The 25,021-nt window shown below is 47.3% G+C and carries 21 protein-coding genes; 9 read left to right on the top strand and 12 right to left on the bottom strand.

Going from position 1 to position 25,021, the window contains the following annotated elements:
* Positions 1-6: 6 nt before the first annotated feature.
* From FS373_RS13625 to FS373_RS13600, 6 genes are all read right to left on the bottom strand, one after another.
* Entirely contained in the window at positions 7-771 is a 765-nt protein-coding gene (locus tag FS373_RS13625) for a heme ABC transporter ATP-binding protein (protein WP_152829634.1), read from the bottom strand.
* Between the two features lie 11 nt (positions 772-782).
* Positions 783-1,799 carry a FecCD family ABC transporter permease gene (locus tag FS373_RS13620; protein ID WP_152829633.1) on the bottom strand — a complete coding sequence of 339 codons (1,017 nt, stop codon included), beginning with the start codon at positions 1,797-1,799 and terminating at the stop codon, positions 783-785.
* 27 nt (positions 1,800-1,826) lie between these two features.
* Positions 1,827-2,780 carry a heme/hemin ABC transporter substrate-binding protein gene (locus FS373_RS13615; RefSeq protein ID WP_152829632.1) on the bottom strand — a complete coding sequence of 318 codons (954 nt, stop codon included), beginning with the start codon at positions 2,778-2,780 and terminating at the stop codon, positions 1,827-1,829.
* 52 nt (positions 2,781-2,832) lie between these two features.
* Entirely contained in the window at positions 2,833-3,249 is a 417-nt protein-coding gene (locus tag FS373_RS13610) for an ExbD/TolR family protein (protein WP_144047973.1), read from the bottom strand.
* Complete coding sequence (locus FS373_RS13605) at positions 3,246-4,028, bottom strand: MotA/TolQ/ExbB proton channel family protein (protein WP_144047972.1); 783 nt, start codon at positions 4,026-4,028, stop codon at positions 3,246-3,248. The genes FS373_RS13610 and FS373_RS13605 overlap by 4 nt, the downstream gene beginning before the upstream one ends.
* 104 nt (positions 4,029-4,132) lie before the next feature.
* Complete coding sequence (locus FS373_RS13600) at positions 4,133-4,903, bottom strand: energy transducer TonB (protein WP_144047971.1); 771 nt, start codon at positions 4,901-4,903, stop codon at positions 4,133-4,135.
* Positions 4,904-5,225: 322 nt separating this feature from the next.
* Here FS373_RS13600 and FS373_RS13595 point away from each other — a divergent pair, with 322 nt between their 5' ends.
* From FS373_RS13595 to FS373_RS13580, 4 genes are all read left to right on the top strand, one after another.
* A complete protein-coding gene (locus FS373_RS13595) occupies positions 5,226-7,256 on the top strand; it encodes a TonB-dependent hemoglobin/transferrin/lactoferrin family receptor (RefSeq protein ID WP_144047970.1) in 2,031 nt (676 codons plus the stop codon).
* 318 nt (positions 7,257-7,574) lie between these two features.
* On the top strand, positions 7,575-8,048 hold the full coding sequence (hutX, locus tag FS373_RS13590; RefSeq protein ID WP_227992776.1) for a heme utilization cystosolic carrier protein HutX: 474 nt from the start codon (positions 7,575-7,577) through the stop codon (positions 8,046-8,048).
* A 90-nt stretch (positions 8,049-8,138) separates the two neighbouring features.
* Complete coding sequence (hutZ, locus tag FS373_RS13585; protein ID WP_152829631.1) at positions 8,139-8,738, top strand: heme utilization protein HutZ; 600 nt, start codon at positions 8,139-8,141, stop codon at positions 8,736-8,738.
* 183 nt (positions 8,739-8,921) lie between these two features.
* Positions 8,922-10,820 carry an ABC transporter transmembrane domain-containing protein gene (locus tag FS373_RS13580; RefSeq protein WP_152829630.1) on the top strand — a complete coding sequence of 633 codons (1,899 nt, stop codon included), beginning with the start codon at positions 8,922-8,924 and terminating at the stop codon, positions 10,818-10,820.
* 434 nt (positions 10,821-11,254) lie between these two features.
* Here FS373_RS13580 and FS373_RS13575 read toward each other — a convergent pair whose 3' ends face one another.
* The gene (locus FS373_RS13575; protein WP_144047967.1) at positions 11,255-11,698 is read right to left on the bottom strand and encodes an Lrp/AsnC family transcriptional regulator; all 444 of its coding nucleotides are present in this window, start codon (positions 11,696-11,698) and stop codon (positions 11,255-11,257) included.
* A gap of 124 nt (positions 11,699-11,822) precedes the next feature.
* Between FS373_RS13575 and FS373_RS13570 the strand changes: the two genes are divergently transcribed.
* Both FS373_RS13570 and FS373_RS13565 read left to right on the top strand, forming a co-directional pair.
* Entirely contained in the window at positions 11,823-12,254 is a 432-nt protein-coding gene (locus FS373_RS13570; protein WP_144047966.1) for a DUF2000 domain-containing protein, read from the top strand.
* Positions 12,255-12,455: 201 nt separating this feature from the next.
* Complete coding sequence (locus FS373_RS13565) at positions 12,456-13,472, top strand: IS110 family transposase (protein WP_152829683.1); 1,017 nt, start codon at positions 12,456-12,458, stop codon at positions 13,470-13,472.
* Between the two features lie 469 nt (positions 13,473-13,941).
* On the opposite strand, the gene FS373_RS13560 is transcribed toward FS373_RS13565, so the two are convergent.
* Entirely contained in the window at positions 13,942-14,187 is a 246-nt protein-coding gene (locus FS373_RS13560) for a hypothetical protein (protein ID WP_227992757.1), read from the bottom strand.
* 335 nt (positions 14,188-14,522) lie between these two features.
* Here FS373_RS13560 and FS373_RS13555 point away from each other — a divergent pair, with 335 nt between their 5' ends.
* Positions 14,523-15,590 (top strand): alpha/beta hydrolase, encoded by a 1,068-nt coding sequence (locus tag FS373_RS13555; RefSeq protein WP_227992755.1) that lies wholly within the window; start codon positions 14,523-14,525, stop codon positions 15,588-15,590.
* A 48-nt stretch (positions 15,591-15,638) separates the two neighbouring features.
* Here FS373_RS13555 and FS373_RS13550 read toward each other — a convergent pair whose 3' ends face one another.
* The 3 genes from FS373_RS13550 to FS373_RS13540 all read right to left on the bottom strand — a co-directional run bounded on the left by FS373_RS13550 (position 15,639) and on the right by FS373_RS13540 (position 20,743).
* Positions 15,639-17,237 (bottom strand): AMP-binding protein, encoded by a 1,599-nt coding sequence (locus tag FS373_RS13550; protein WP_144047964.1) that lies wholly within the window; start codon positions 17,235-17,237, stop codon positions 15,639-15,641.
* A 280-nt stretch (positions 17,238-17,517) separates the two neighbouring features.
* Entirely contained in the window at positions 17,518-19,002 is a 1,485-nt protein-coding gene (gene ccoG, locus FS373_RS13545) for a cytochrome c oxidase accessory protein CcoG (RefSeq protein ID WP_407695675.1), read from the bottom strand.
* Between the two features lie 271 nt (positions 19,003-19,273).
* A complete protein-coding gene (locus tag FS373_RS13540; RefSeq protein ID WP_152829629.1) occupies positions 19,274-20,743 on the bottom strand; it encodes a sigma-54 interaction domain-containing protein in 1,470 nt (489 codons plus the stop codon).
* A gap of 467 nt (positions 20,744-21,210) precedes the next feature.
* Between FS373_RS13540 and FS373_RS13535 the strand changes: the two genes are divergently transcribed.
* Positions 21,211-23,712, top strand: a complete 2,502-nt coding sequence (locus FS373_RS13535) for a TonB-dependent receptor plug domain-containing protein (RefSeq protein WP_416221761.1) — start codon at positions 21,211-21,213, stop codon at positions 23,710-23,712.
* 247 nt (positions 23,713-23,959) lie between these two features.
* Positions 23,960-24,574 (top strand): LysE family translocator, encoded by a 615-nt coding sequence (locus FS373_RS13530; RefSeq protein WP_144047961.1) that lies wholly within the window; start codon positions 23,960-23,962, stop codon positions 24,572-24,574.
* Positions 24,575-24,626: 52 nt separating this feature from the next.
* Here FS373_RS13530 and FS373_RS13525 read toward each other — a convergent pair whose 3' ends face one another.
* Positions 24,627-24,962: a DUF3144 domain-containing protein gene (locus FS373_RS13525; protein ID WP_144047960.1), complete on the bottom strand. Its 336-nt coding sequence runs from the start codon at positions 24,960-24,962 to the stop codon at positions 24,627-24,629.
* Positions 24,963-25,021: the final 59 nt, after the last annotated feature.

Here is a 25,021-nt window from a genome sequence, read left to right as displayed (position 1 = left end):
TAAGCGTTAAAAAAGCAGGGGGATATCACTGTCCGGCGCCTTGACGACGAGAGGGTCGTATTTCCACACCTGACGGATAGTCTCGGGGGACAGAGCCACTCTGGGAGGCCCTTGGCTGACAATCTGTCCTTGCTCCAAAACCACTAAGTTGTCGGCATAGCGTGACGCTTGGTTGAGATCGTGCAGCACCACAATGACGACATAGTTTTGCTCGTGAGCCAAGGCTTTGGCTAAGGCTAACACCCTGTGTTGCTGAGCGAGATCCAGTGCCGAAGTGGGCTCATCCAGGAGTAAGATAGGTGGACGACTCGCCTGCTGTAGCTGGGTCAATACTCTTGCAAGTTGCACTCGCTGTTTCTCTCCGCCGGACAGGGTTGGGTAACTGCGATGTTTAAGTGACAGCAGATCTAGCCTGTGTAACTGTTGATCTACAATTTCTGCTCCCTGGCTGCGGCTAACACTCAAGGGATATAACCCCATGGCGACGACCTCACTCACCTTGAAGGGGAAGGTGAGGCTGGCGTGCTGGGGCAGAACGGCCAGCGTCTTGGCCAACTCTATTCTATCCCATTCATGTATCGGCCGATTATCGAGTAAAATCTTACCGGCATCGATTTCCGTTTCCTGACAGAGGCTCTTGAGCAGTGTCGACTTACCCGCACCATTGGGGCCAAGCAGGGCGGTTACCTTACCAGCTGTGATGGTGAGGTTAATGTCAGTCAATACCGGCTTATTATCTATGCGGACCGACAGATGTTTAATTTCAATCATATGCCAGTCACCTATAGAAATTTCGACCGCTGTTTTAACAGCAGGAAGATAAAGAATGGGGCACCAAGCAGCGCCGTCACTAAGCCAACGGGTAACTCAGATGGCGCGACCAGAGAGCGGGCGCCTATGTCGGCCAGAGCCAATATTACCGCACCTAGCAGGGCGCTCAGTGGCAATAGTTGTTTGTGGTCAGGGCCGATGAGAATACGAACCAGATGGGGAATAACCAAGCCGATAAAACCTATGATGCCGGTTGCTGCCACTGAGATCCCAACACCTAACGCACAGAGTATGATGAGTTTAAATTTAAGCTTATCTACGTCTATACCCAAGTGACGGGCTTCAGACTCCCCAAGCAGTAGCGCATTGAGTGCCCTGGCGCTGCGATTGAAGTGCCAGCTGAGCAACACCAGAGCGACTAAGGCGAGAATGACATATTGCCATTGAGCACCGGCAATAGAGCCCATCTGCCACAGGGTGAGATCTCTCAGGGCCATATCGTTGGCCATGTAAGTCAGCACACCTATCCCGGCCCCCGCTAAGGCTGCGACCGCAACGCCGGAAAGCAGCAGTAACACCACAGAGGTTCCTGTCGGACTGCTGGCTAAGCGGTACACAAGCAAGGTGGTGATTAACCCTGCGAGGAAGGCACTGAAGGCTATCCAATATTGGGCAGCCGCCGGAAACATGACTATGCATATTGCCGCACCTAGAGCGGCGCCGGAAGAGACACCTATGATGCCGGGATCGGCCAAGGGATTACGAAATAGTCCCTGCATCACGGCGCCACATTGTGCCAAAATTGCGCCTACGGCCATGGCCAGAAGCGTCCTTGGCAGGCGGACATTGTTGATCACCAGTTGCTCATGGGGAGCGACATCGGAGACTTCATAATGAGTCGCCCAGGAGATCACCGCGCTGAGACTGGTAGACGGGCTGATATTCAGCGGTCCCGTGCTTATCGACAATAAACTGGTGATGACCAGCAAGGCGATAAGCCCAGGCCAAAGCCAACGTTGGCTATTCATAAAGTTATCCAAGGTATGGGTATGTGGCTAATATCGATTAATTTCAATCAGATCGCTTGCGAGTTTATCGGCCGCTTCGATGGCACTCAGGCCTAACCCGCCTAACAAGGCTTGGGGTTTGATTGACCGTATTTTGTTGTTTTGCCCTGCTGGAGTGTGGGCAAGCAGTGGCATGGCGTTAAGCACTTTTGCGGCGTCGCTAGCAGCCTTGTCCGCATCACTCATTGATGTTTCGGCTTGATCGTGTGAGCGATTAGAGATCAGGATAAGATCCGGTTGCAGGGATAAAATGCCCTCCTGAGACAGGCTCTTGTAACCGGAGAAGTCGGCAATGTTGTTGCCGCCGGCTAGCTTGATGATGATATCGGCTGCAGTGCCCTCACCGCCGACCCGTGCTGGCCTGTCGGCTTGCAATAACATAAACAAGATTTTAGGTGCCTTTTCAGCGCTGCCAACTTGCTTCTTCTTTGCCGCTATACCATCTAAAGAGGCTTGAAGCTTTAGCTTCAACTGTTTGGCTTGAGCTTGACGGCCCAGTAGCTTGCCCATCGTATCAATATTGCTTAGCAGTTGAGGACGATCGTTAGCAGTAGGTAATTGGATGACTTCGACATCGGCGCTTCTGAGTACCTCCAAGGTCGTTTCCGGGCCCATGGCATCGGTGCCCAGAACCAGCGTCGGGGTTAAGGCTAAAATACCTTCTGCAGACAGCATTCTGTGATAGCCCAACTTGTCTATTTTTGTCATCGATGGAGGCAGTATGCTGGTGGAGTCCACCGCCACTAACTCGTCACCGGCCTCCAGTGCCAGCACCAACTCGGTCACCCCAGCGCCCGCACTCACAAGACGCGCTTCTTGTGTGTCTACATCGGCATGAACGCCTTCATGGGCTGATACATTGAATGTCAGTAACAGGCTGGCAGATAACAGCAGGCACTTCGAGCTAACTTGTCTATTAAAAACGTGTGATGGGTTGAACATATGTGGCTCCGAAAATAGGCTAATGGTTAATTATTCTTGTATCAATAAATGTCTATGGTTCCATCAGTATCTGAGTATTGCTGATCTGCTGCCTCTGCATGAGCGCAAGTAAGGTCATCAAGGGCTGAACTTGTGCCTCTTTATCGGCTGCAATAATTACTTTGGCGTCTGGTTTGTCCTTAAAGCTGCTGACGAAGGCCTGTTCAAATTGTTCGAAATCCTGATATTCCTCGCCATCCAGAGCCCAAAAAGGCTGTGAAGCCATCACATTGATGGTGAGGTGCTTATCCTGAGATAGCGCCTGCAACTCAGATGTCGATTCCGTCGGGACTTCGATGGCTAGACTCAGTAGTTGGGTATTAGCGGTCAGCAAGAGAAACACTAAGACGATGAAGATGATGTCGATCAAAGGCGTCAGGTCTAGCCCAGGTATGCTTGAGCTGGCATCATCTTGCTCCAGACCAATCATATTCCCACCTGAGCTTCATCAGTCTGGGTTTCATTAGTCAGAGAATTAGTGGCTTGAGATTTTTTCGACTGAGTATTACTGGCTCGGGCGTTATTGGCCTGAGTGCAAAAGGCGCTGGCTTGTGGATCACAGCCTAAGGTCATGGCCTGCTCCAATCCTTCGAGCCATAAGTTGATCTGATTGAGGACATAGGCAATTTTGCTGCAGCGCTGATCCGCCCATATACCAAACAGATGGGCCATAGTGATGGCAGGGACGGCTATGATGAGACCTGCTGCTGTGGTATTCATCGCCAGACCTAAGCCTGATGCCAACTGGGAAGGAGTCACAGGACCATCGGAAGCGCCGAGTTGATTAAACATCTCGATTAGGCCAAGTACAGTTCCCAATAGGCCTAATAGCGGGGTGATAATGCCGATCACTTGCAACACCTTGAGGCCAGATCGCAATACTTGTTTCTGCTTAGTTAACCAGAGATTGATGATCTCCTCTCGCATGGTTCGATTTTGTTCTGCATGGGTTAGCAGCAGGTGCGTGCCTTTAGACAGCATGCTTCGTCCCGTGCTTAATTGAGCTATCAAGGCTTTGACTTGCTCCGGATCAGACGTTCTGCTCTGTTTGCGCAGGCCTCTTAACCAGGTATCGCGTTTAGGCAACTCGAATATCACCAGCGCGAGTCGCTCTAAGATGATCATCAAAGCGATAAAGGCACAGATGAACATGGGCCAGGTGAGGGGGCCGAGTTGCTCGCTCAGAGAGGTAAACAAATTAACAGACATCTGGGGTCCTTATTGTTGAAAACTCATTGATAAAAACCTGTCACTCAACGGGTCTAATGGCTTGTAGGTGTTGTACTCATCTTGTTCTCAGGGAAAATTAAACGCTAATTAAGGGCAAACTTGACCGGCACTTTGACTGTGTAAGCGAAGGCCGTTTGTGGTGAAGGCGGAGAAAATTGCCACTGTTCAACCGCTGTGATTGCCGCCCTGTCGAGTAATGAAAACCCTGAGCTATTAATGAGCGTGAGTGACAGTTGCTCGCCAATATGATTAAACATCACCTCTATCATTGCCGTGCCCTCGAAGCCTCGCTTACGGGCAAGCTTAGGGTATCTAGGTTGGGCTGGTGGAGATGAAAATGTTGGTCTACTCAGCGTTATGGCTTCTTGACTGACGCCTTGCTTGGCCGTTACTTCGGCTTGATTCTGCGACTGTACAAGGACATCGGCTGATGCTGTGAGCATCGGCTCCTTGTCAGCATCTTTAATCGGTTGTTGAATAAGCTCTTCAACCTGCTGCTTAGGCTCTGTTTTGGCAAGTTTGGTTGGCTTTGCCTGGGTGCTTGGTTTAATTATCGGTTTAGCCACTGCTTTAGCGACAGCAGTAGGTGTCTCGATGGGCTCTGCAATGGGGGCTGGCTTTTGAACTTTCACTATCTCTTGCTTAGGCTCGAGCTCTTTCTGAGGTGTTTTCTTCGCTTCGACGCTGGATCGCATCGCGATCGACAGATTGATCGCCTGAGCTTGGCCCATGGCACTGCCCGAGTTCATTTGGAACTTTTCGACATTAACCGGGATCATATCTTGAGCAGCAATAAGCCCACCCTGGATTAATAGGGTGATACAGCCGAATGCTAAATATCGTTTAGGTGTCATTGTCTTTACGCTTCTCTTTCTCTAAGGGGCAATGAGCCTTGCTCCGTTGCTATCCTGTTAGCAGTGTGTAACCAGCTGTTTGTAATAGGTTTTAAATCCTGAGTTCTTAACGTAAATCCATATTGCCTATATAAGATATACGAACACTAATGAGATCGCAAATGATAATGATTTCTATTTGATCTAAGTCTTTTACTCATGTAGAGTGCCAAAAATACCCATTGAACCTGTTGAAACTTTAATCAGCTAACGATCGCTATTTTGATCTTGTTGGTGATTCTGGCTGTAAACAGATTAATAATAAGACCCGAGGAAATGATCGATGACAAAGAAGCCGTTAGTGATAGCTATGGCGATAGCACTGAGTTCTACGGCCATATCAGCTAAGACTTTTGCTCAACAAACAGAGTCTGTGGCTGAGTTTGACGAAGTGTTGGTTACCGCTACCCGTATCAGTGAAAAGGCATCGGAAACCAGCCGAAGTGTTGCCGTTATTGATGAAGAGGAGCTGCAGGAGCGACAACCAGCATCTGTTGCCCAAGCGCTGAAAAACGAAGCCAACATTAATGTCTCGAATGGCCCTCGTGCCTCATCTCAAGGTGTTGAGATCCGTGGCATGAGCGGCCAACGTGTGCTACAGACCATAGATGGTGCGCGTCAAAACACCACCTCAGGTCACCGTGGTACTTACTTTATGGATCCGGAACTGCTTAAATCTGTTGAGGTGATACGTGGACCTGCGAGCAGTCTGTGGGGAAGTGGCGCGATTGGCGGTGTAGTGGCACAGAATACTAAGTCGGCAAGAGATATGCTTGATGAGGGAGAGACCTTCGGTGGTTACCTTAAGCAAGGCTTCGAGACTAACGGTGATAAAATTAAGACCAGTGGTGCGATTTACGGTGTCGCCGATAAATTTGATTGGTTGATCAACGGCAGCTACAACGACAGCAATAATATCAAGATAGGTAACGACCAAACTCTGGAGAACAGTGGCTCCGAGAGAACCAGTGGCTTGATGAAATTTGGCTGGGAGCCAAGCGAAGGTCAGCGCCTGCAATTATCAGGACGTTTCTCCAATACCGATGAGTTGGTACCGAGTAATCCTGCTGAAGAGGTAGGCAATTCAGTGCCTCTGATTAAACGTAAGACAGAAGACAAAAACCTTACCTTGGCTTACAGCCTGAATCCAACTCAGAATGCCTATCTGGATCTCCATTCCACACTTTACTGGAACGGCACAGATTACGATGAAGACAGGGTCACAATGGGTCAGGTGGATAGCACCGAATATGAAACCTTAGGTTTTAGTGTTAATAACAGCTCTATTTTCGGCGGCACAACCTTGACATACGGCATCGATGGCTATCAGGACAAGATCAAGACAGTACGTGATGACCCGGAGCAAACGGGGGAACGCCCCGATGATATCGATGGCAAGACCACAGTTTGGGGCGCTTTCGCTAAGGCTGATATAGGGCTTACCGAGACTTTAGCATTAGAAGTCGCGGCGCGTTACGACACCTTCGAAAATGAGAGTAACAACTTAGGTGAGTCATCAGACGATAATGCATTATCGCCTTCGCTGGGTCTCGTTTGGAAAACCACCGACTGGCTGACTCTGAGTGCCAGATACGATGAAGCCTTTAGAGCGCCAAGCATAGAGGAAATGTATTCGACCGGTACCCACTTCTGTATTCCTGGCTTTGTGTGTAACACCTTCGAGCCTAATCCAGATCTGAAAGCGGAAAGCGCAAAAAATAAAGAGATTAAGGCGGACATGCGTTTCAGTAACTTGGCGGGTGACGATGAGTTAGCTATTACCTTGAACGTGTTCCGTAACGATGTGGATGACTTCATCGAACAGTACGTATCGGACATAACGTTTGAGAATGGTTCTCCTAAGATGACAACCTCTTGGGACAACGTTGATGAAGCCAAGCTGACAGGTTTCGAGTTCAGTACCCGTTATCGCTATGAGCAGACCCGCTTAACGCTCAACTATGGTCAGACAGAAGGTAAGAACAAAAACAGCGGCGAGTATCTGACTAACATTCCGGCTAAGAAGTTGGTTGCCGATCTGTCTCAATCTGTGATGGAAGGGGATGTTAAGTTCGGTACCCGTATCACCTATGTGGCAGAGCAAAATCAGAAGCCTGACTCGTATACAGCTCAGTATGAAGACTACAAACTTTGGGATGTGTATGTGGCATGGGAACCAGCCATGGGCACATTAGAGGGCTTACGTGTCGATTTCGCCATTGAAAATATTGGTGATGAAGAGTATCGCCAAGCGTGGCAGAACTTGTATGAGCAGGGGCGTAACTTCAAGCTGTCGGCCAGATACAATTTCTAATTTTGATAGCTTATAAAAATAACTAGCAGTTATCGCTAGCAGTAAAAGGTAACAGACTATTTTTAAATGGATTTAAACGTTTGCAGCTCATAGGGGAAGCGTGTCGGGGGTCTACTAAGTACTCGAGCTAAAGTGCTTGAGTAAGTGACCTCGTTCGACACATTCCTCTTTGAGCCGGTTAAAAGCGCACTTCGGATACGCTTTAGCATTCTAGCCTAAGCATCCGAAACTAAGAGAACACATTTATTGATGGGAAGCCCAATGGAAAAAGTAATCGAAGAGAAACTTACCGACGAGATAAAACTCGCAATCCGCTCCATGCTTAACGACAGACCCGAATTGATGGCAGGTCAAATCGCAGCCGAGCTTGCAGTCACGGAATTAGAAGTTGTATCTCAGCTTCCCGAGGGGCAGTTTGCCCTTTTGTCATTGAGTGAAAAAGACAGTTTATTGGAAGAGCTGCCGACTTGGGGGCCGATGACCACGATAATCTCGGTTTCGGGCAGTATCTTCGAGTTTAAAGGCTCATTTCCTAAAGGAAAGTATGCCCACGGTTACTACAATCTGATCACTAAGGGCGATGGTCTGCATGGTCACCTTAAGCTGGATGATATCAGTGCTATAGCCTTACTTAGCCGACCGTTCAGAGGTCAGGAGAGTCATGCGATCAACTTCTTCGGCGCCAAGGGCGAAGTGGTATTCAAGATTTATCTGGGCAGAGACAAGAAGCGAGTACTGATCCCTGAGCAGGTCAGTCGATTTAAACAATTAAAAGAACAGAGTCAGGCGTAGTAAGTGTTTGCCGCCTGAGTTGAAAGTTTCAGGCGTAATAAATTAAACCGCTAAGCCTTTTCCCCCTATTTGAGTGTAGAGATAATCATTATGTCAGAGCAAAAAGTATCAGAACAAACAGCAGTACAAGAGAAAGTATCAGCAGACAAAGAGCAGAGATTACGCGAAAAATTACTGCCAGAAATCGAAGAGTTTAAGGCGAGTCGCAGTTCATTACAGCTGGCAACTAAAAGCGCAGCGGGTGTGCCAAATGCCAGTTATGCTCCATTCGCACTCGCCGATGATGGCTTCTATATCTTAGTCAGCGAGCTTGCGAGACATGGCACTAACCTGAAAGAGTCATCAGAAGTATCAGTCATGCTGGTTGAAGATGAGTCGGAAGCGAAAACCATCTTCGCCCGTAAACGTCTGACCTTCGATGCCCATGCGAGTATCGTAGACAGAGAGACTGAGGTTTTTACCAAAGGGGTTGCGGCCCTGTCGGCTCGTTTCGGTGAGATGATAGACAATCTGTCGGTATTGAAAGATTTTAACCTGTTTAAGCTGACACCTCATCATGGCCTCTATGTGAAAGGCTTCGGCCAGGCATTTAGCCTGACGGGTTCTGAACTGCTGGATGTGGACTGGAAGCGCGACGGCCATCATGGCGGCGCGCCAAAAGTCGAAGCTGAGATTGCCGAGCCAGCCTAGCGCATAGTAAATGGCTAAGGTGAAAAAATTAGCAAGCTCGAGCTAGACTAAAACCTCCTGATACAAACAAAGCCCGCGTTTTAACGCGGGTTTTGTTATTCTCTCTTTTATTAAGTCAACAAAAGACGTTAATCTTTCGTTATTGCTTCTCCATTAAGACTACTTCTCCATTAAGGATGCCCCTTGAGTCAAGATGCTTCTTCAGCCTCAACCATAAATACTGATACGAACAAATCGGTTACATCAGCCTCGGCGTCAAAGAGTCCCAAGCCCCAAGTTCACCGAAAGTCGGTGCTGCCCTGGATCGCCAGCTTTCTCAAACCCTATAAGGCTAGAGTTATCGCGGCCATCGTCTTCTTGTTTATCGGCTCTCTGGCATGGTTGTCTTTAGGCCAAGGTGTTCGCCTTATGGTGGACGAAGGCTTCTTACAGGAAAATGGCAATCGTCTCAACGAGATCATCATGCTGGTGATCGGTATTACAGCCTTGAGCAGTTCAGCCATCTTCTGCCGCTTCTATCTGATGACCTGGCTTGGCGAGCGGGTCAGCGCCGATATTCGTCTAAAAGTGTATGACCATCTGCTCAAGTTGTCGCCGGGCTTCTATGCCAAGCTGCGCACGGGGGAGGTGATCTCTCGTTTTACCGCAGATTCGACGCTGCTTCAGTCTGTCGTGGGGTCCAGCCTCTCCATGGCGCTGCGTGCCAGCGTGACTGTGATTGGTGGCATCGTGATGATGGGGATCACCAGCATCAAGATGACGGGCTTGGTCTTGTTAGCCGTACCTCTGGTATTGGTTCCTATTTTCTTCTTTGGCCGTAAGGTCAGAGAGTTATCCCGCAAGAGCCAGGATAGAGTTGGCGATCTGGGTGCCTATGTCGATGAGACGTTACACGAGATCCACACGGTGCAAGCCTATTCCCATGAGGATCAGGACAGAGCCTTGTTCAGCAACAGGGTTGAAGCCGTCATGGATGCGGCAAGGGGCCGTATCTGGTATCGCTCGATTCTCATCGCCCTGGTGATGTTTCTCAGTATTTTTGCCATCGCCTTAGTGACTTGGGTCGGTGCTCATGATGTGATGTCCGGTGGCATGACGGGCGGTGAGTTATCGGCATTTATGTTCTATGCCGTGATGGTTGCAGGTTCTGTAGCCACCATCAGTGAAGTGATAGGTGATATACAGAGGGCCGCCGGTGCTTCCGAGCGTTTGATCGAGCTTGTCGAGGCCCCCATAGATATTCCCACCGTCGATAATCCGGCCGAACTGCCGGCAAAGGTCGAAGGTGACCTCAAGCTCACAGGTGTGCGTTTCAGTTATCAAGATATTCAGGATTCTCAACTTAAGCAAACAGAGAAGACAGAGGTTTCTGGCAAGTCAGCCCCATCTATCGATGAAGAGGTGATCAGAGGCCTGGATATTCATATCCATCCGGGTGAGAGGGTCGCCCTGGTCGGTGCCAGTGGTGCGGGCAAGAGCACCTTGTTTGAGCTGTTACAACGTTTTTACTGTTTAAACGCAGGCACCATAGAGCTAGATGGTATCGATATCGCGCAGCTTAAGCCTCAGACATTACGCCAACAGTATGCACTGGTGCCGCAGGAGTCGGTTATCTTCGCTACCAGTGTGCTAGAAAACGTGCGTTACGGTAGGTTAGAAGCTAGCGAGGAGGAGGTCTTTAAAGCCTGTGAGGCCGCTCGCGCCCATGAGTTTATCTCTGAGTTTAGGGATGGTTACCACACTTATTTGGGTGAGCGTGGAGTGAGGTTATCCGGCGGTCAGAAACAGAGAATAGCCATCGCCAGGGCTATATTGGCCGACAGGCCGATACTCTTACTCGATGAAGCCACCAGTGCGCTCGATGCCATCAGTGAGCACAAGGTTAAACAGGCGCTGGACAGCTTAATGGTGGGTAAGACCACACTGATCATCGCCCATAGATTAGCGACCGTGCTCAATGCCGATCGTATTCTGGTGATGGAAAGAGGCCTGTTAGTGGCGAGCGGCACCCATCAAGAATTGATGCAGAGCAGTGAGCTTTATCGCGAGTTTGCTAGTTTGCAACTGATCACAGAAACTTAAAACTTGCCTGCTAACAAGTAGCAAGTATCTTTTCAGAGTGGGTTCATTGGACTGGTTTGGTGTTTGCTTGTTATTTGGTAAGCATGGCTTCAATGGTATCTATCACCTGCCGTGGGTGCTGTACAGGATGTACTAATGTCGTGATCACATGGATGTGAATGAACGACCTTAAGTGTAAACACTTCTGCGACACGGCGCCTTCTCTATTGACGAAAAGGGTCCCTATAGCCTCTGCGACATCAAACAACGTCCATGTTTAACGGCCAGTTCGGCATCCCAGCCTCTCGTTCGGAGAGTATCACTTCGTGATACCTCACCCTGAAACCGAAGGTCACAGCCGCGTTCACACCTGTTCTGGTTTCGAGAAAGTTGCTTCTTCGATTTGAGCTTTATTGGTTAGTAATGAACTGAGCGTTGAGCTGCTCTTTGTCTGATTATGCTCGTTCATCCTTAGTAGACTCCATAACCACATGAGTTGTAATCATGGCAACGTGAGGAAGCATCCCAAGGGTATTAGAATGAAATGCTTTGTAGCTTTTTAAATCTGTAGTTTCTACACGTAATAAGTATTCAAATCCGCCTGTCACGTTATGACACTCCACGACTTCGTGTGATAGAGAAATGGCATCTTCGAAACTTTTCTGTGCTTCACTTGTATGCGTAGAAAGTCCAACTGTAACGTATGTGACAAAGCCGCGACCAAGCGCTTTGTAATTAAGTACTACACGATAGCCTTTAATGATCTCTTTACTTTCTAATTCTTGAACACGGCGTAAGCAAGCGGATGCAGACAGGCCTATCTTTTGTGCCAGTTCAGCATTTGTGATCCTTCCATTCGCAGTCAACTCTTGCAAGATTCTTTCGTTATATCTATCCACACATCACTTTTATTGTGTAATTAGCTCGTTCATCAACGATATACGCAAGCTCATTTCGTGTAAAGCTATATATAGTATATTAAACAATCACATGAGCCATGCTCTAGCTAATAAAGGTCAATCAATGAATAATCTACCAGATGAAACGAAAAAACGATTTGTGGCTATTCTGAATAAAAAAATGGATGCCGGGCGTACAGTCAATGTACTTGGTCACATTAGCGTTGGCTTATCAAATTTGCTGACGTCTGATGACGCGGTTTATATTGACTATACAGATCAGGACAGCAATCTACACAGTAGCGTGTCTCATTTCCCATTTATCGTTTTGAAAGCAGACAACTCAAATAAAATTAGAAAGGTGAGAGAAGAATCTATTGCCCGAGGAATTAAATTCACAGTTTTTACCCATACCATGATTGAAGGGGGGTCAATAGCGCAGCTGTTCATGACAAAGGAAACGCCAGAATTAGAACTGAATTACTTAGGGATATGCCTGTTTGGCGAAACAGAAGTAATTCGAGAGGTGACAAAGAAATTTAGCTTGTACAGCTAACGCTTCCAGCAAGCAACAAAGGGGGCGTAGCGAATTAGGTAGGTCTCATTATTCAAAATTGTGTACAGATAAGGTTAAATAAATAACCTTATTTTGAATAACCCAGTGTAGATAATGGAATGGACCCATCCCCTTTTAATCGGCCTCACAATGGGCCACGATGAAGTTGCTACAACTCATCAGAAAGAGGACGGGTCCACCATGAAGATTACTACAATTGGTTTAGATATCGCAAAGTCTGTTTTCCATTTTGTTGGCGTGAATAAAGCAGGAAAACTTGTCAAAAAGAAGATGATTAAGCGTAAAGATTTAATTCATTTTTTTGCACAAGTAGAACCTAGCCTTGTTGTCATGGAGGCTTGTGGTGGAGCGAATTACTGGGCTAGAGAGTTTCAAAAGGTAGGCCATGAAGTCAAATTGATAGCCCCTCAATACGTCATTCCATACAGGCCTGGTAATAAAAATGATTATAACGATGCGCTTACAACAGCAGAGGCAGCTCAAAGACCAAATATGCGCTTCGTACAGCCAAAGCCTGTCGAGCAGCAGGATGTACAGATGCTTCACCGAATGAGGGAACGTCTAAACAAACAGTCTACCGCCTTAGTCAACCAGGTTAGAGGCATGCTGGCAGAATACGGCATCGTAATAGCAAAAAGCACAGCGGCCTTTAGGACAGCTTTTCCTGACATTTTATCTGATGAGAACAATGAACTGACAGTGAAAGGACGATACATATTCAATCAGTTGCATGAAGAGTTTACCGACATCGAGAAACGCCTAAAAAGCTGTGATACGCAGATAGTAGAAGAGAGAAATACAAACCCTGTTTGCTTGCGTATAGAGACATCTCCAGGTATTGGTCCTGTCACTTCGACAGCTTTTTACGCAGCGGTAGGGGAAGGAAAAGACTTCTCCAATGGCAGGCACTTCTCAGCTTGGTGTGGCTTAGTGCCAAGACAACATAGCAGTGGCGGCAAAGATAACCTGCTAGGGATAAGCAAAAGAGGCAATGCCTATTTACGAACTTTGTTTATACATGGAGCAAGAGCGGTCTTGCAGCACTGCGGGGGCAAACAAGATAGGTTGAGCCGCTGGGCATACGCTTTGGCAGAAAGAAAGGGGTTTAATAAGGCCTGTGTTGCAGTGGCTAACAAGCTTGCAAGAATAACCTGGGCTATCGCCGCTAGGGAAGATGAATATAGGACATTTGCGTAGCAGTTAGTCCTAGAGTAAGACGAAACGAGTTAGCGTAAAACATACCAGCAAGTTGCTATGACACTTGATTTGATGATGAGACAGTCAGACTGCTCTACTTAAAACCTAACAGCCGCAAGGGCTCTAAAGAAGCCGTGTAGATGATCAGGAAAGTAGAGGGCACATATCCATCAGGGCCAGAGGTTAACCTCATAAATAGGCCGAATATATGGGTGCAATGAACTCTTCTCAAAATTGATATCAAATGTCTTGCAAACGGGATGGGTCCATATAGGCTGCGAGCTTCCAAAACAAGGATGTTTTGGCAGAGCCTACAGGGACTACTCGCGGCGTCTCGCAGAAGTATCTGCACATACCCCGCTGGGAAGCGGTAGGTTATCAAGAAGGTACGACCTTCAACAACCTACCTGACACCAAATATACGAATTGAAAATGTAATAAGCCTTCATTCGAAGGCTAGCTAACTTTGTTAATCGTCTAACCAGTCCATATTAGGTAATTCATCCAAATGTTGGTCATAACGCTTTGCGTTAAAAGAGGCTTCATGTTTCATGACATCGAAGATTTCGACAGCCAGCGCGCAGGCTATCCATTGAATCGCTTCTTCACGCGGTGTTCCTGTCATGACTAAACGCATCAAGGTTTCTTTTACCTTTTTTGGTTCACCGTCGACGATCTGATTCTCGACAGTTTCAATTAATGTTTCTTTAGTCATGTAGCTTTCTTGCTGGTTGTACATTATCACTACTCTGTTATCTAGTTATCTAGTTATCTAGTTATCTAGTTATCTAGTTATCTAGTTATCTGTTACCTACTGAATGCCATTATGCCACAGGCATAAGAAAAGATTGGACTGTCATACCTTTGAGGATAACAAAGGCTATTCACCACGGAGAACACAGAGGACCACGGGGAGAAGCTAAACCAAAAAATGTCATTAAGCTTCATTTGAAGCGAACCAAACTTGTGATTGAACTTGTCAGGCTATGGCGACATTATGTATCTGTATACAGTCACTCTTAATTTCAGTTAATTCAAAGATAAAAAATTATGTCGAAAATATTAAAACGGATTTTTATTTCGGTGAGTATCTCTATTCTCATCTACTTGGGTATAGCCTTCGGGCTTGTCTACTTTGGTGGGCCCGATGCTGCCGAAGATACGGCTGGTGTGAATGGGACTGTTATGAGTAAAGCTGGCTCGATAGAGCAAGGGGATATTGTGGACCAAGGTATCGATTTTTCCGAGATGAAGCTCGACTATAGCGACATGCCTGAACTCGAGGCATATACCGCCCGTGATGGTACGTCTCTGGATTATCGCTATTATCCCAGCGATTCCAACAAGGTGCTGATTCTGCTTCATGGCTCTGGTTGGCACAGTCAGCAGTTTTTCCCTCTGGCTAAATATATCAGCGAGCAGGGGCAGGCACAGGTGGTGACGCCGGATCTGCGGGGCCATGGCGTGAGTCCCGTGAGGCGAGGGGATATCGATTACATAGGTCAGTTCGAAGATGATCTGGCGGATCTGATTGGCCAGCTGAAACAAGATGCTGAATTAAAAGATGTTAAGAAGAGTTCAATTATCATGGGGGGGCATTCTTCCGGCGGCGGCTTAGCCATACGCTTCGCCGGAGGCGAGTACGGAAATCAGGCCGATGCCTACCTGCTGCTGGCACCTTTCATCTTCTACAATGCCCCGACGACCAGGCCAAATGCCGGTGGCTGGGCCAAGCCTTATACCGCCAGGATCATAGGCTTGAGTATGCTCAATAATATTGGCATTCATCGTTTAGATTATCTCACCAGCATCGAGTTCAATATGCCCGCAGCCGTTCGCAACGGCACAGAGACACTGGCTTATTCTTATCGGCTCAATGCCTCATTTTCACCGCGGGATTATACAAAAGATCTCGGTGCGATCACTCAGCCACTACTCTTGTTGGCAGGGAGTGCTGACGAAACCATGTTCGCCGATAAATACCAAGCGCTTATCTCGAGCACATTGCCGGATAATGATAAAGCTGAGGTGAAGCTATTACCCGGGTTGAGTCATATGGGCATAGTGGTTAACCCGGATGTCAGGCCGGTTATCAAGCAGTGGCTAGAAGGGATTTGAGTTCCTCGTTCCTAGGTTCTAGAACCTAGGAACTCGAACCTATGCTGCTTACTTCCTTAACTCTCTTCTTAAAATCTTACCTACCGTCGACTTTGGTAGGGCAGACATAAACACTATCTGTTTAGGTACCTTATAGGCGGTTAATTGCTCTTTGCAGTAGGAGATGATGGCGGCTTTTGCGGCTTCTGGGTCACTGTGTTGATCCGCCAGTACAATCACGGCTTTTACCGCTTCGCCGGCTCGCTCATCGGCTACGCCTATGACGGCACATTCGAGCACAGCTTCATGGTTGGCTAGTACATCTTCCACTTCGTTCGGGTAGACGTTGAAACCTGACACGATAATCATATCTTTCTTACGGTCGACTATCTTGTGCAGACCATCTGGGGTGGCAAGGGCTATGTCGCCAGTCTTAAAGTAACCGTCATCTGTCATCACCTGGGCGGTTTCCTCTGGCTTGTTCCAGTAGCCACTCATCACCTGAGGGCCCTTCACTGCCAGTTCGCCAGTCTCGCCCTGAGGTACTTCATTATCATCATTATCGAGAATCTTGACCTTAGTGCCTATGACTGGTTTACCGATAGTCCCCAGTTGTTCGAGGCCCGGTGCATTGAGTGAGACAACGGGAGACGTTTCAGATAGGCCGTAACCTTCGGATATGGTGCAGTTCGTTGTCTCTTTCCACATGCCAGCAGCGGCTTGGGTTAGGGCGGTGCCACCCGAGATGGTGACCTTGAGGTGACTAAAATCTAACGCCTTAAATTCGGGTTGATGACATAGGCCGACAAACAGGGTGTTGAGCCCGGCGAAACCGGTAAATTTATAGTCTGAGAGTGTCTTGATAAGAGAGGCGATATCTCTGGGGTTAGGCACCAATACCGAACAACAGCCGCGCTCGAAATAGAGCACCAGGTTTATCATGAAGGCGTAGATATGATAGACGGGAAGCGGGGCGACAAATATCTCTTCGCCTTCCACGAGTTTATCGCTTAAGCGTGACTTAATCTGCATGGCATTGGCGATGAGATTGCTGTGGCTGAGCATGGCACCCTTCGACAGGCCTGTAGTGCCTCCTGTGTATTGCAGAGCGGCTAAGGTGTCTAAATTGGTGCTGAATCGCTCGAATGGCAGGCTCTCGCCCTGGGCCAGAACATCTAAGAATTTATGGGCCGTATATGAGACTTGCGGTTGGGCCTGAGGTGCCAGTAGATCCGCCGCATGGGTCGAAATTACCGTGTCTATTCCTGTGTTGGCAACCACATTCACCAGGCTTGGCAGTAGATCCGACAGCACCACTAACACCTTAGCGCCTGAATCATTATATTGATGGGTCAGCTCGCGCTCGGTATACAAGGGGTTAGTGTTTACTAACACCATGCCAGCGCGAATGGCACCGTAAGCGGCGATAACATATTGGATAATGTTGGGCAGCTGTATGGCAATACGATCACCGGGCTTAAGACCCGAAATACTCTGCAGGTAGGCGGCAAAATAGCGAGAGTCACGTTCAATTTCACTGAAACTTGCGTGATGGCCTAAACAGGCATAAGCCGTTTTATCTGCATATTTCTCACTCGCCGTTTCTATCAGCTCTATGAGTGATGGGTATTGAGTGAGGTCGAGTGTTGAATCTGAATCGTATGCCATAGGTTGAGCCCTTATGAATTAAGCGAATGCTGGTGGGTATGATTGGCTAACCCCGGCAGCTTCAAAAATCAAACAGGCGTTTAGATTAGTGCTAAAAATGGCATCAGGTCAACAAAAAACGTGAAACCGGTCACATTTCTAACTTAGCCTAACAGTATGTTAAATTTAGAGTTGTAGCTCTAGTGTGGTTTGCTGACGTAGGATCTAGACGGGATAATACCCGCCAGCCAATTCGGCTAGCGGGTGATTTGTTGTGTTTAAGTTGGGGTTTGGTTGGTTTTTATGGGGTGAAGAAATTAGAGTCCTGAGATATCTGGTTGCTGGGATCTTGGGTATCTATGAGTTGAAATACTATTCTGGTCATTCCAGAGCTCATCTGACGCGCATCAGGTGTGCCCTGGTCTATGACTTGGCTAGTCTGGCTATACACAGTGAGAGGATAGGTAAGTTGTTCACCCGCCTTGACCTTGAGCTCTACGCTTCGCTGCAGACTGTAGGACCTGTCACCTGACAGAGACAAACGATAGTGTTTCTCACTTTGGGTCTTGTTACGTACCTTGAGGGTGTAACTGTTTTCAATTTTATCATCCAGAGTCTCACGGTAGAGGCTCTGCCTGTCTCTTATCACGTTGAGCTGAATATCTTTCTTCAGGTAAATATCCAAAAAAACCACCGAGAGCATCACCATGGCAGCGATACCGTAGCCTAAGAACTTAAGTGAAGTCAGAGGCTTGTTGTTCTGGCCCCTCAGATGATTCTCGCTGCGATAGCCGATGAGATTGCGTGCATAGCCAAATTTGTCCATGGTCTGATCACAGGCATCGATACAGGCGCCGCAGTTGATGCATTCGTATTGGAGGCCGTTACGTATGTCTATTCCTGTGGGACACACATCGACACACAAGTTACAGTCGACACAGTCACCCAGCTCGGTGGCTTGTTTGCGCTTTCTTGGTCCACGGGACTCTCCACGATTGGGGTCATAGGCTACTGTGATCGTATTGGCGTCAAACATGGCAGATTGAAATCTGGCATAGGGGCATAAGTGCAGGCATACCATCTCTCGCATCCAAGCGGCATTGATGTAGGTACAGATAGCAAAAAACCATACCCAGGCAGCGAGCATAGGGCTGGCACTGAAGCTGAATATTTGTGGGTAGACGCTGGTGGCCGGAACAAAGTAAGCGATAAAACCACAGCCTGTCAGCAGGGCTATCAGCCCCCAAAGAAGATGTTTGCTGGTGCGTTTGATTATCTTGTCTCGATTCCATCGACTTTTATCCAGCACTCGGCGCTTATTGTGACCGCCCTCGATACGGTTCTCTATCCAGACATAGATGAATGTCCAGGCGGTTTGTGGGCAGAGGTATCCACACCAGACTCGCCCAAGAAAGGCGGTGATAAAAAACAACAGAAATGCCGCCGTGATAAATATCCAGGCCAGAAGGGTAAAGTCCTGTGGCCAGAGTGTGGTACCGAAAAAATAAAACTGTTGTTCATTGAGATCGAATAAGACGGCTTGTCGGCCTTGGTATTGAATCAAGGGCAGCAGAAAGAATGCGGCGATAAGCAGGCTATTTAGGCTGGTTCTCAGTCGTTGGAAATATCCTTTCTGTTCCCTGATATGGATCTTACTATTTACTGGTTTCGATATGGATGGGATCTGTTTTATAGCAATAGTTTGACTGGTGTTATCCACAGCAGGAGATATTTGTACTTCGGCCCCAGCCTTTAGAGATATAGGGTTTATAGATGATGAATGGATCTTGTTTTTCATGTTTGGTTCCGACAACTTACTCTCACATAAAGTACTTCAGCTAAAGCAAGAGTAAGGCCAGAATTAGACGCGTTTAACTAGTTGATAATTAGTTGTTTAAATTCTTAGGTTAATTTGTGGGTCACGATATATCACGTTATCGTGATATATCGTGTAAAATGGCGGTTTATTTTTTGAGCTAGTTCTATACCGCACGTATTATGTTTAGTTTCTTTTCATACAAGATCTTAGTGTACTCGGGGGGCTGAGTGAGTTAATTCTATACCGCACGTATTATCATGAGTTTTTTCATGCGGGATCTCAAGGTACTCGGTGGCAAGCCCAGTATGGCCGCTGCGCCTTTGGGGCCGGAGATGCGCCAGTTAAGCTGTTGCAGTGTCTGTCTGATATGCTCGGCTTCGACTTGATCTAAGGTTTTGCCATATTTGACAAGATTTTCGGGCTCTTGGGTGTTTATCTTGGGGATCTGAAGTATGGGACTATGGCTCAGAATACTGAATCGCTCGAGTACGTTCTGTAACTCCCTGACATTACCCGGCCAGGAGTAGGCCAGCAGGTTTTTGAGACCTTGCTTACTGACGCCTTTGATTTTTTTGCCGAGTTTTCTATTCAAGTCCGTGACAATATCGCTGATTAACTGGGGAATGTCGTCCGGGCGCTCTCTAAGAGGGGGGACCTTGATGGGAAAGACATTGAGACGATAATAGAGATCCATCCTGAATAAGCCTGACTCAACACGCTTGAGTAGATCATGGTGTGTGGCTGCGACCAGCCTGATGTCGACCTTGATGCTTGTACTGCTGCCGACCCGCTCAAATTCATGCTCTTGTATGACTCTGAGTAACTTAGACTGAGCCTCCAGACTCAATTCGGCGACTTCATCGAGAAACAGGGTGCCATTATTCGCGAGTTCGAAACGGCCCTTGCGACGGCTGGTGGCACCAGTGAAAGCCCCCTTCTCATGACCAAACAGCTCACTCTCAAGCAGTGACGTTGAAAATGCGGCGCAATTAACACTCACCATGGGCTTATCGCTGCGATCACTGAGTCTATGCAGGTTGCGTGCTACCAGCTCCTTACCCGTGCCGTTTTCACCACAGATAAGTACGGTACTCTTGGTATTGGCGACCAGTTTTATCTGCCGGATCATTTGTTGAATGATCTGGCTCTCTCCGGATATACCCACATCTCCGGTTCTGTCGGCCAGCTCGGCTAGCAGATAGTGATTCTCATTGGTGAGTTTCTCCGATAGGGCCTGAACTTGCTCTAAGGCTTGCCTCAAAGAGTCTTCGGTTTGCTTCTGAATACTAATATCACGAAATATCGCGACCACACCGACGAGCTCGCCATCTTTATAGACAGGGGTAGAGGTGTAGTGAACCGGAAAGCTGCTGCCGTCTTTTCGCCAGAACACATCCTGACTCGTCTCTCGGGCAATACCATCATGTAAGGTATTGTAAATAGGGCAATCTTCTTGGGGGTAGTGACTGCCATCGGCATGACTATGGTGATGGCAGTCATGAATATTACGTCCCAATAATTCCACATTCATCCAGCCGGTCATTCTCTCGGCGGCAGGGTTAATGAACACGGCATTACCCTTAAGATCGAATCCGTAGATGCCTTCCCCCACCGCATTGAGCAGGAGTTTATTTTCCGGTAAGAAATCCGCATGACTATCGATACTGAGCTGAGTAGAACTGGATATTTCATCGCCATATTTAGTCATATTTAAACCATTGTATTATAAAAATTAAAATGCGCGATATATCGCCAGTCTCATTATAGAACAATTAGCATGATGATGGCTATGTGGAAGGTTTATACCGATTGGTATTATTCTTTATCTGGAAAAATTTTCGGCTCTAGCCCTAGGTTGAATTAAGCGTGGATTGTTGATTAATTGTTTCTATTTTTATTGTTTTAAATTCAGACCAAAAATTAAGGTTAGATTTTTTATTCAGTTAGGTGCGGATAATAACGTTTAATCTACGGTTTTTTTGCATAAGTATTAAAATCAACTTTATATTTTAATAAATTAACAATGGAAATTGTTTCTCATTTGTTATAGAAAAGTAGTGGGGATGATTATCGTTTCTGACTGTGGATGTCTTTTTCACTTCATATTTGAGTGATATTTCTATTGAGATATGAAGTAAGGACTCACAGTGAAAATATAATAATTAAATGAGAATAATGACCATGAGTAATAATAAATTCGGGATAAGCTCACTGAGCTTAGCTATCTCGATAGCGCTAGCGGGGTCCTTTGCCAGCACACAAGCTTTAGCAGCAGAGGATCAAGATATATTAGTAAAAGTAGAAAATGTAGAAAGGATGGCTGTCGTTGGCTCAAGAGCTGCACCGCGTTCTGTTGGTGAGTCTCCGGTACCTATCGATATCATAGATGGTGATGAGTTAACCAAGAATGGCGCAACCGACATGAATGACCTGCTGAGTAAGGTCGTTCCTTCCTATAATGTCGGTGTACAGCCAATCAGCGATGCCTCGACCTTAGTTCGTCCTGCCAACATGCGCGGCCTAGCTCCGGATCACACACTAGTACTGGTTAACGGCAAACGTCGTCACCGTGCATCTGTGATCGCATTTCAGGGGGCGGGCATCTCAGATGGTGCACAGGGACCTGATATCTCTGTTATCCCAGCCATCGCACTCAAACAAATCGAAGTCTTAAGAGATGGCGCTGCGGCGCAATATGGCTCGGATGCTATTGCAGGTGTGATCAACTTTCAGCTAAAAGATGCGTCTGAAGGGGGCTCAATTGAGGCCCGTTATGGTCAGTATTACGAAGGCGACGGTTCCACACCTATGATAGCCGGTAATATAGGCCTGCCATTGACCGATGATGGCTTCGTTAACCTAAGCTTCGAATATAAAGAGGCTGATGCGACTTCCCGCAGCGTACAGCGTGATGATGCCGCGGCCTTGATTGCCGCAGGTAACACTGCTGTCGCCAATCCTGCTCAAATTTGGGGGGCTCCAGAAACTAAGGAAGACTTTAAGTTCTTCTTTAATATGGGGTTAGATCTCAACGACGATCAGCATGCCTATATGTTCGGTAACTGGGCTCGCCGTGATGTCGAAGGCGGTTTCTATTTTCGTAATCCGGAAACTCGTGAAGGTGTGTATGCTGACGGTGATGGCAACCCATTAATCGGCGATCTTACCGGTGATATGTCGGGTAACTGTACCACTCATGAAGCGGCAATGACCCAAGATCAGTGTTGGTCTTTTCAGGAGATGTTCCCCGGTGGCTTCACGCCTAATTTTGGCGGTGTCGTAGAAGACTCGTCTCTGGTGGCGGGTCTGCGCGGTGAGCTTAAAAATGGCATAGGCTATGACGGGACCTTCTCCTATGGTGAAAATACCGCTGATTTCTATATTAAGAACACAGTCAATGCCTCATTGGGGCCGGATACGCCGACCAGTTTCTCACCGGGTAAATACGTGCAACAGGAAACGGGCGCAAGCCTGGACTTTACTTACTTCGAAGTCGATACCTGGAGTTTCGCATGGGGCGCCGAGTATCGCCGCGAGACGTTCGAGATCTATAACGGCGATGTGCCATCATTTGAAATTGGTCCTCTGGCGGCTCAGGGCTTTGGTATCGGCTCCAACGGTTTCCCGGGTTTTAAACCGGAAGATGCCGGATCTTGGACTCGTAGTAATATCGGTATCTACGCCGATGTTGAGAAAGAGTTAACCGATGATTTCTTGATGACTGCGGCTATTCGTTATGAGAATTATGATGATTTTGGAGGCACGACCAATGGTAAGTTGAGCGCCATCTGGAATGCGACTGAGTATTTCTCCCTTCGCGGCGCGGCGAGTACGGGTTTTCGTGCGCCGACTGTGGGTCAGAACAATGTGCGTAACGTGACTACAGCCTTTGGTCCTAACGGATTGCAAGATCAGGCGACTCTGCCGCCGACTAATCCTATTTCAGTACAGAAAGGTGGTAAGCCGTTAGAGCCTGAAACCTCGGTGAATTTGTCAGTCGGTGGTGTGTTAACGGCGGGTGATTTCTTCTTAACTGTGGATTACTACCACATTACTTTGGAAGACCGTATTTCTCAGACTTCACCCATTGAACTGACAGATCAGGATAAGCAAGATCTGGTTGAACAAGGCATCTTAGATGCGGGTAGCTTCTCGGCGGTGCGTTACTTTACCAATGATTTTGATACCACGACTCAAGGTGTGGATCTGGTTGCTAACTACACGCCTGAGTGGTTCGAAGGGTCGAGTTTCTCACTGGCCTATAACTGGACTGAGACTAAGGTCGATTCTTACAATCCAGAGAACATAGGTGAGTCTAAGGTTAAATCTTTGGAGGAAGCCTTGCCGCATCACAAGGGTACCTTGACCTGGAATCAAGATTTGACCGATGAATTCCGCTCTCTGGTTCGTATGAACTATTACGGTGCTTATTGGGAAGATCACTTAGATTCAAATGGTGATCTGCCCATCGATGTGAGCTCGGCTGTGACCTTCGATGTTGAGCTTGGTTACGATGTGAATGAAAATTGGAGCCTGGCACTCGGTGCACAGAATATCTTAGATACTTACCCGGACGATAATCCATGGGCCGGAGAGGCGGGTGCTGCATATCCTGTGACTTCACCTTATGGTTTTAATGGTGGCTTCTACTATGGACGTGTTAACTACACCTTCTAATATTCGATCTTATACCGATAGGTATTAATAAACGTTTGATAAAATGGCTGCTTTGCAGCCATTTTTTATGCTTGCTTCTCTTCAAGGGAGAGCGTAGAAAGAGGTGTTGGTCATTGAATTTTTGCAGCCACTGAGTAATCTAATAGCAATTGGTATCAGTAAGTTGGTTTACTGCTCATTAGTGTAGTGTTTGTGGAAGCCATTAACGGTATCCGCGGGCACAGATAATAAAGTAATAGGAAGTGATATGAGTTTTACTGCTTGGCTGAGTTTAGTGGCCATTTGTTGTTTAGGCGCCATGTCGCCGGGCCCGAGTCTGGCCATGGTGGTCAGGCACACCTTAGGTGGCGGCAGAGGCAAGGGCATTATCTGCGCCTGGGCTCACTCTATCGGCATAGGTGTTTATGCCTTGGTGACCCTGTTAGGTCTGGCGGTTGTGCTTAAGAAAGCGCCCATGGTGTTTAACGGTATTGCCATCACAGGCGCATTATATCTTGCCTGGATGGGTGTTCAGGCACTGCGTTCCAAGGGGGGGATGTCAGATAAACTCGCGGCGGGGAAATCGACCGATTCATTCACGGCCGCCAGAGATGGCCTGGCTATCTCCTTGTTTAACCCCAAAATTTTACTCTTCTTTCTGGCGTTATTCAGTCAATTCGTTATGGCTGCCGATAGCCTGTGGGGCAAGTCATTGATCGTATTTACGCCGCTAATTATCGACGGCCTCTGGTATACGATTATCGCCATGGTGATTTCCCATAAGTCAGTGCTGCCCAAGCTCAGAGAGAAGGCGGCACTGATAGATAAGCTATCGGGAGTCGTACTAATCCTATTAGCCGTGCGGGTGCTAGTGACGATTTAGGTTTTTCTACTTGAAAGGGATTAGTTCCTAGGTTCTAGGAACTAGGCACTTCTTATTTAGTAAATATCTGCACAGCATCATCTTTAGCCGGCGCTTGTGCTTTAGGCTCTTGCTCCTTAGAAAGTGGAGGATTGTTAATATGATCATCCAGGTTATCGTTGAGCATCTCTTTATATTCTTTAGTGAACCACTCGATAGCATTGGCTTTTTCTGCTGCTAAATCGGCTGATTTTAATGCCGCTTCGAACGCATTGAAGCGAGACGCTGCGAAACGTAATGCGGTACCAACCTTACTTACATCTTGTTCTGCAGTGTTTATCTCGTTGGCAAGGGCAATGAATTGATCGGCTAATTGAAAGATTGTGGTCTCTTTTTTTGCTTCTGACATGGTGCTCTCACTCTCGAATAAGAAGTTAATATGAATTTAATAAGCATAAAATCGTAATT

The organism is Shewanella sp. YLB-07, from assembly GCF_009377275.1.
This window is presented reverse-complemented; position numbering and strand designations above follow the sequence as displayed.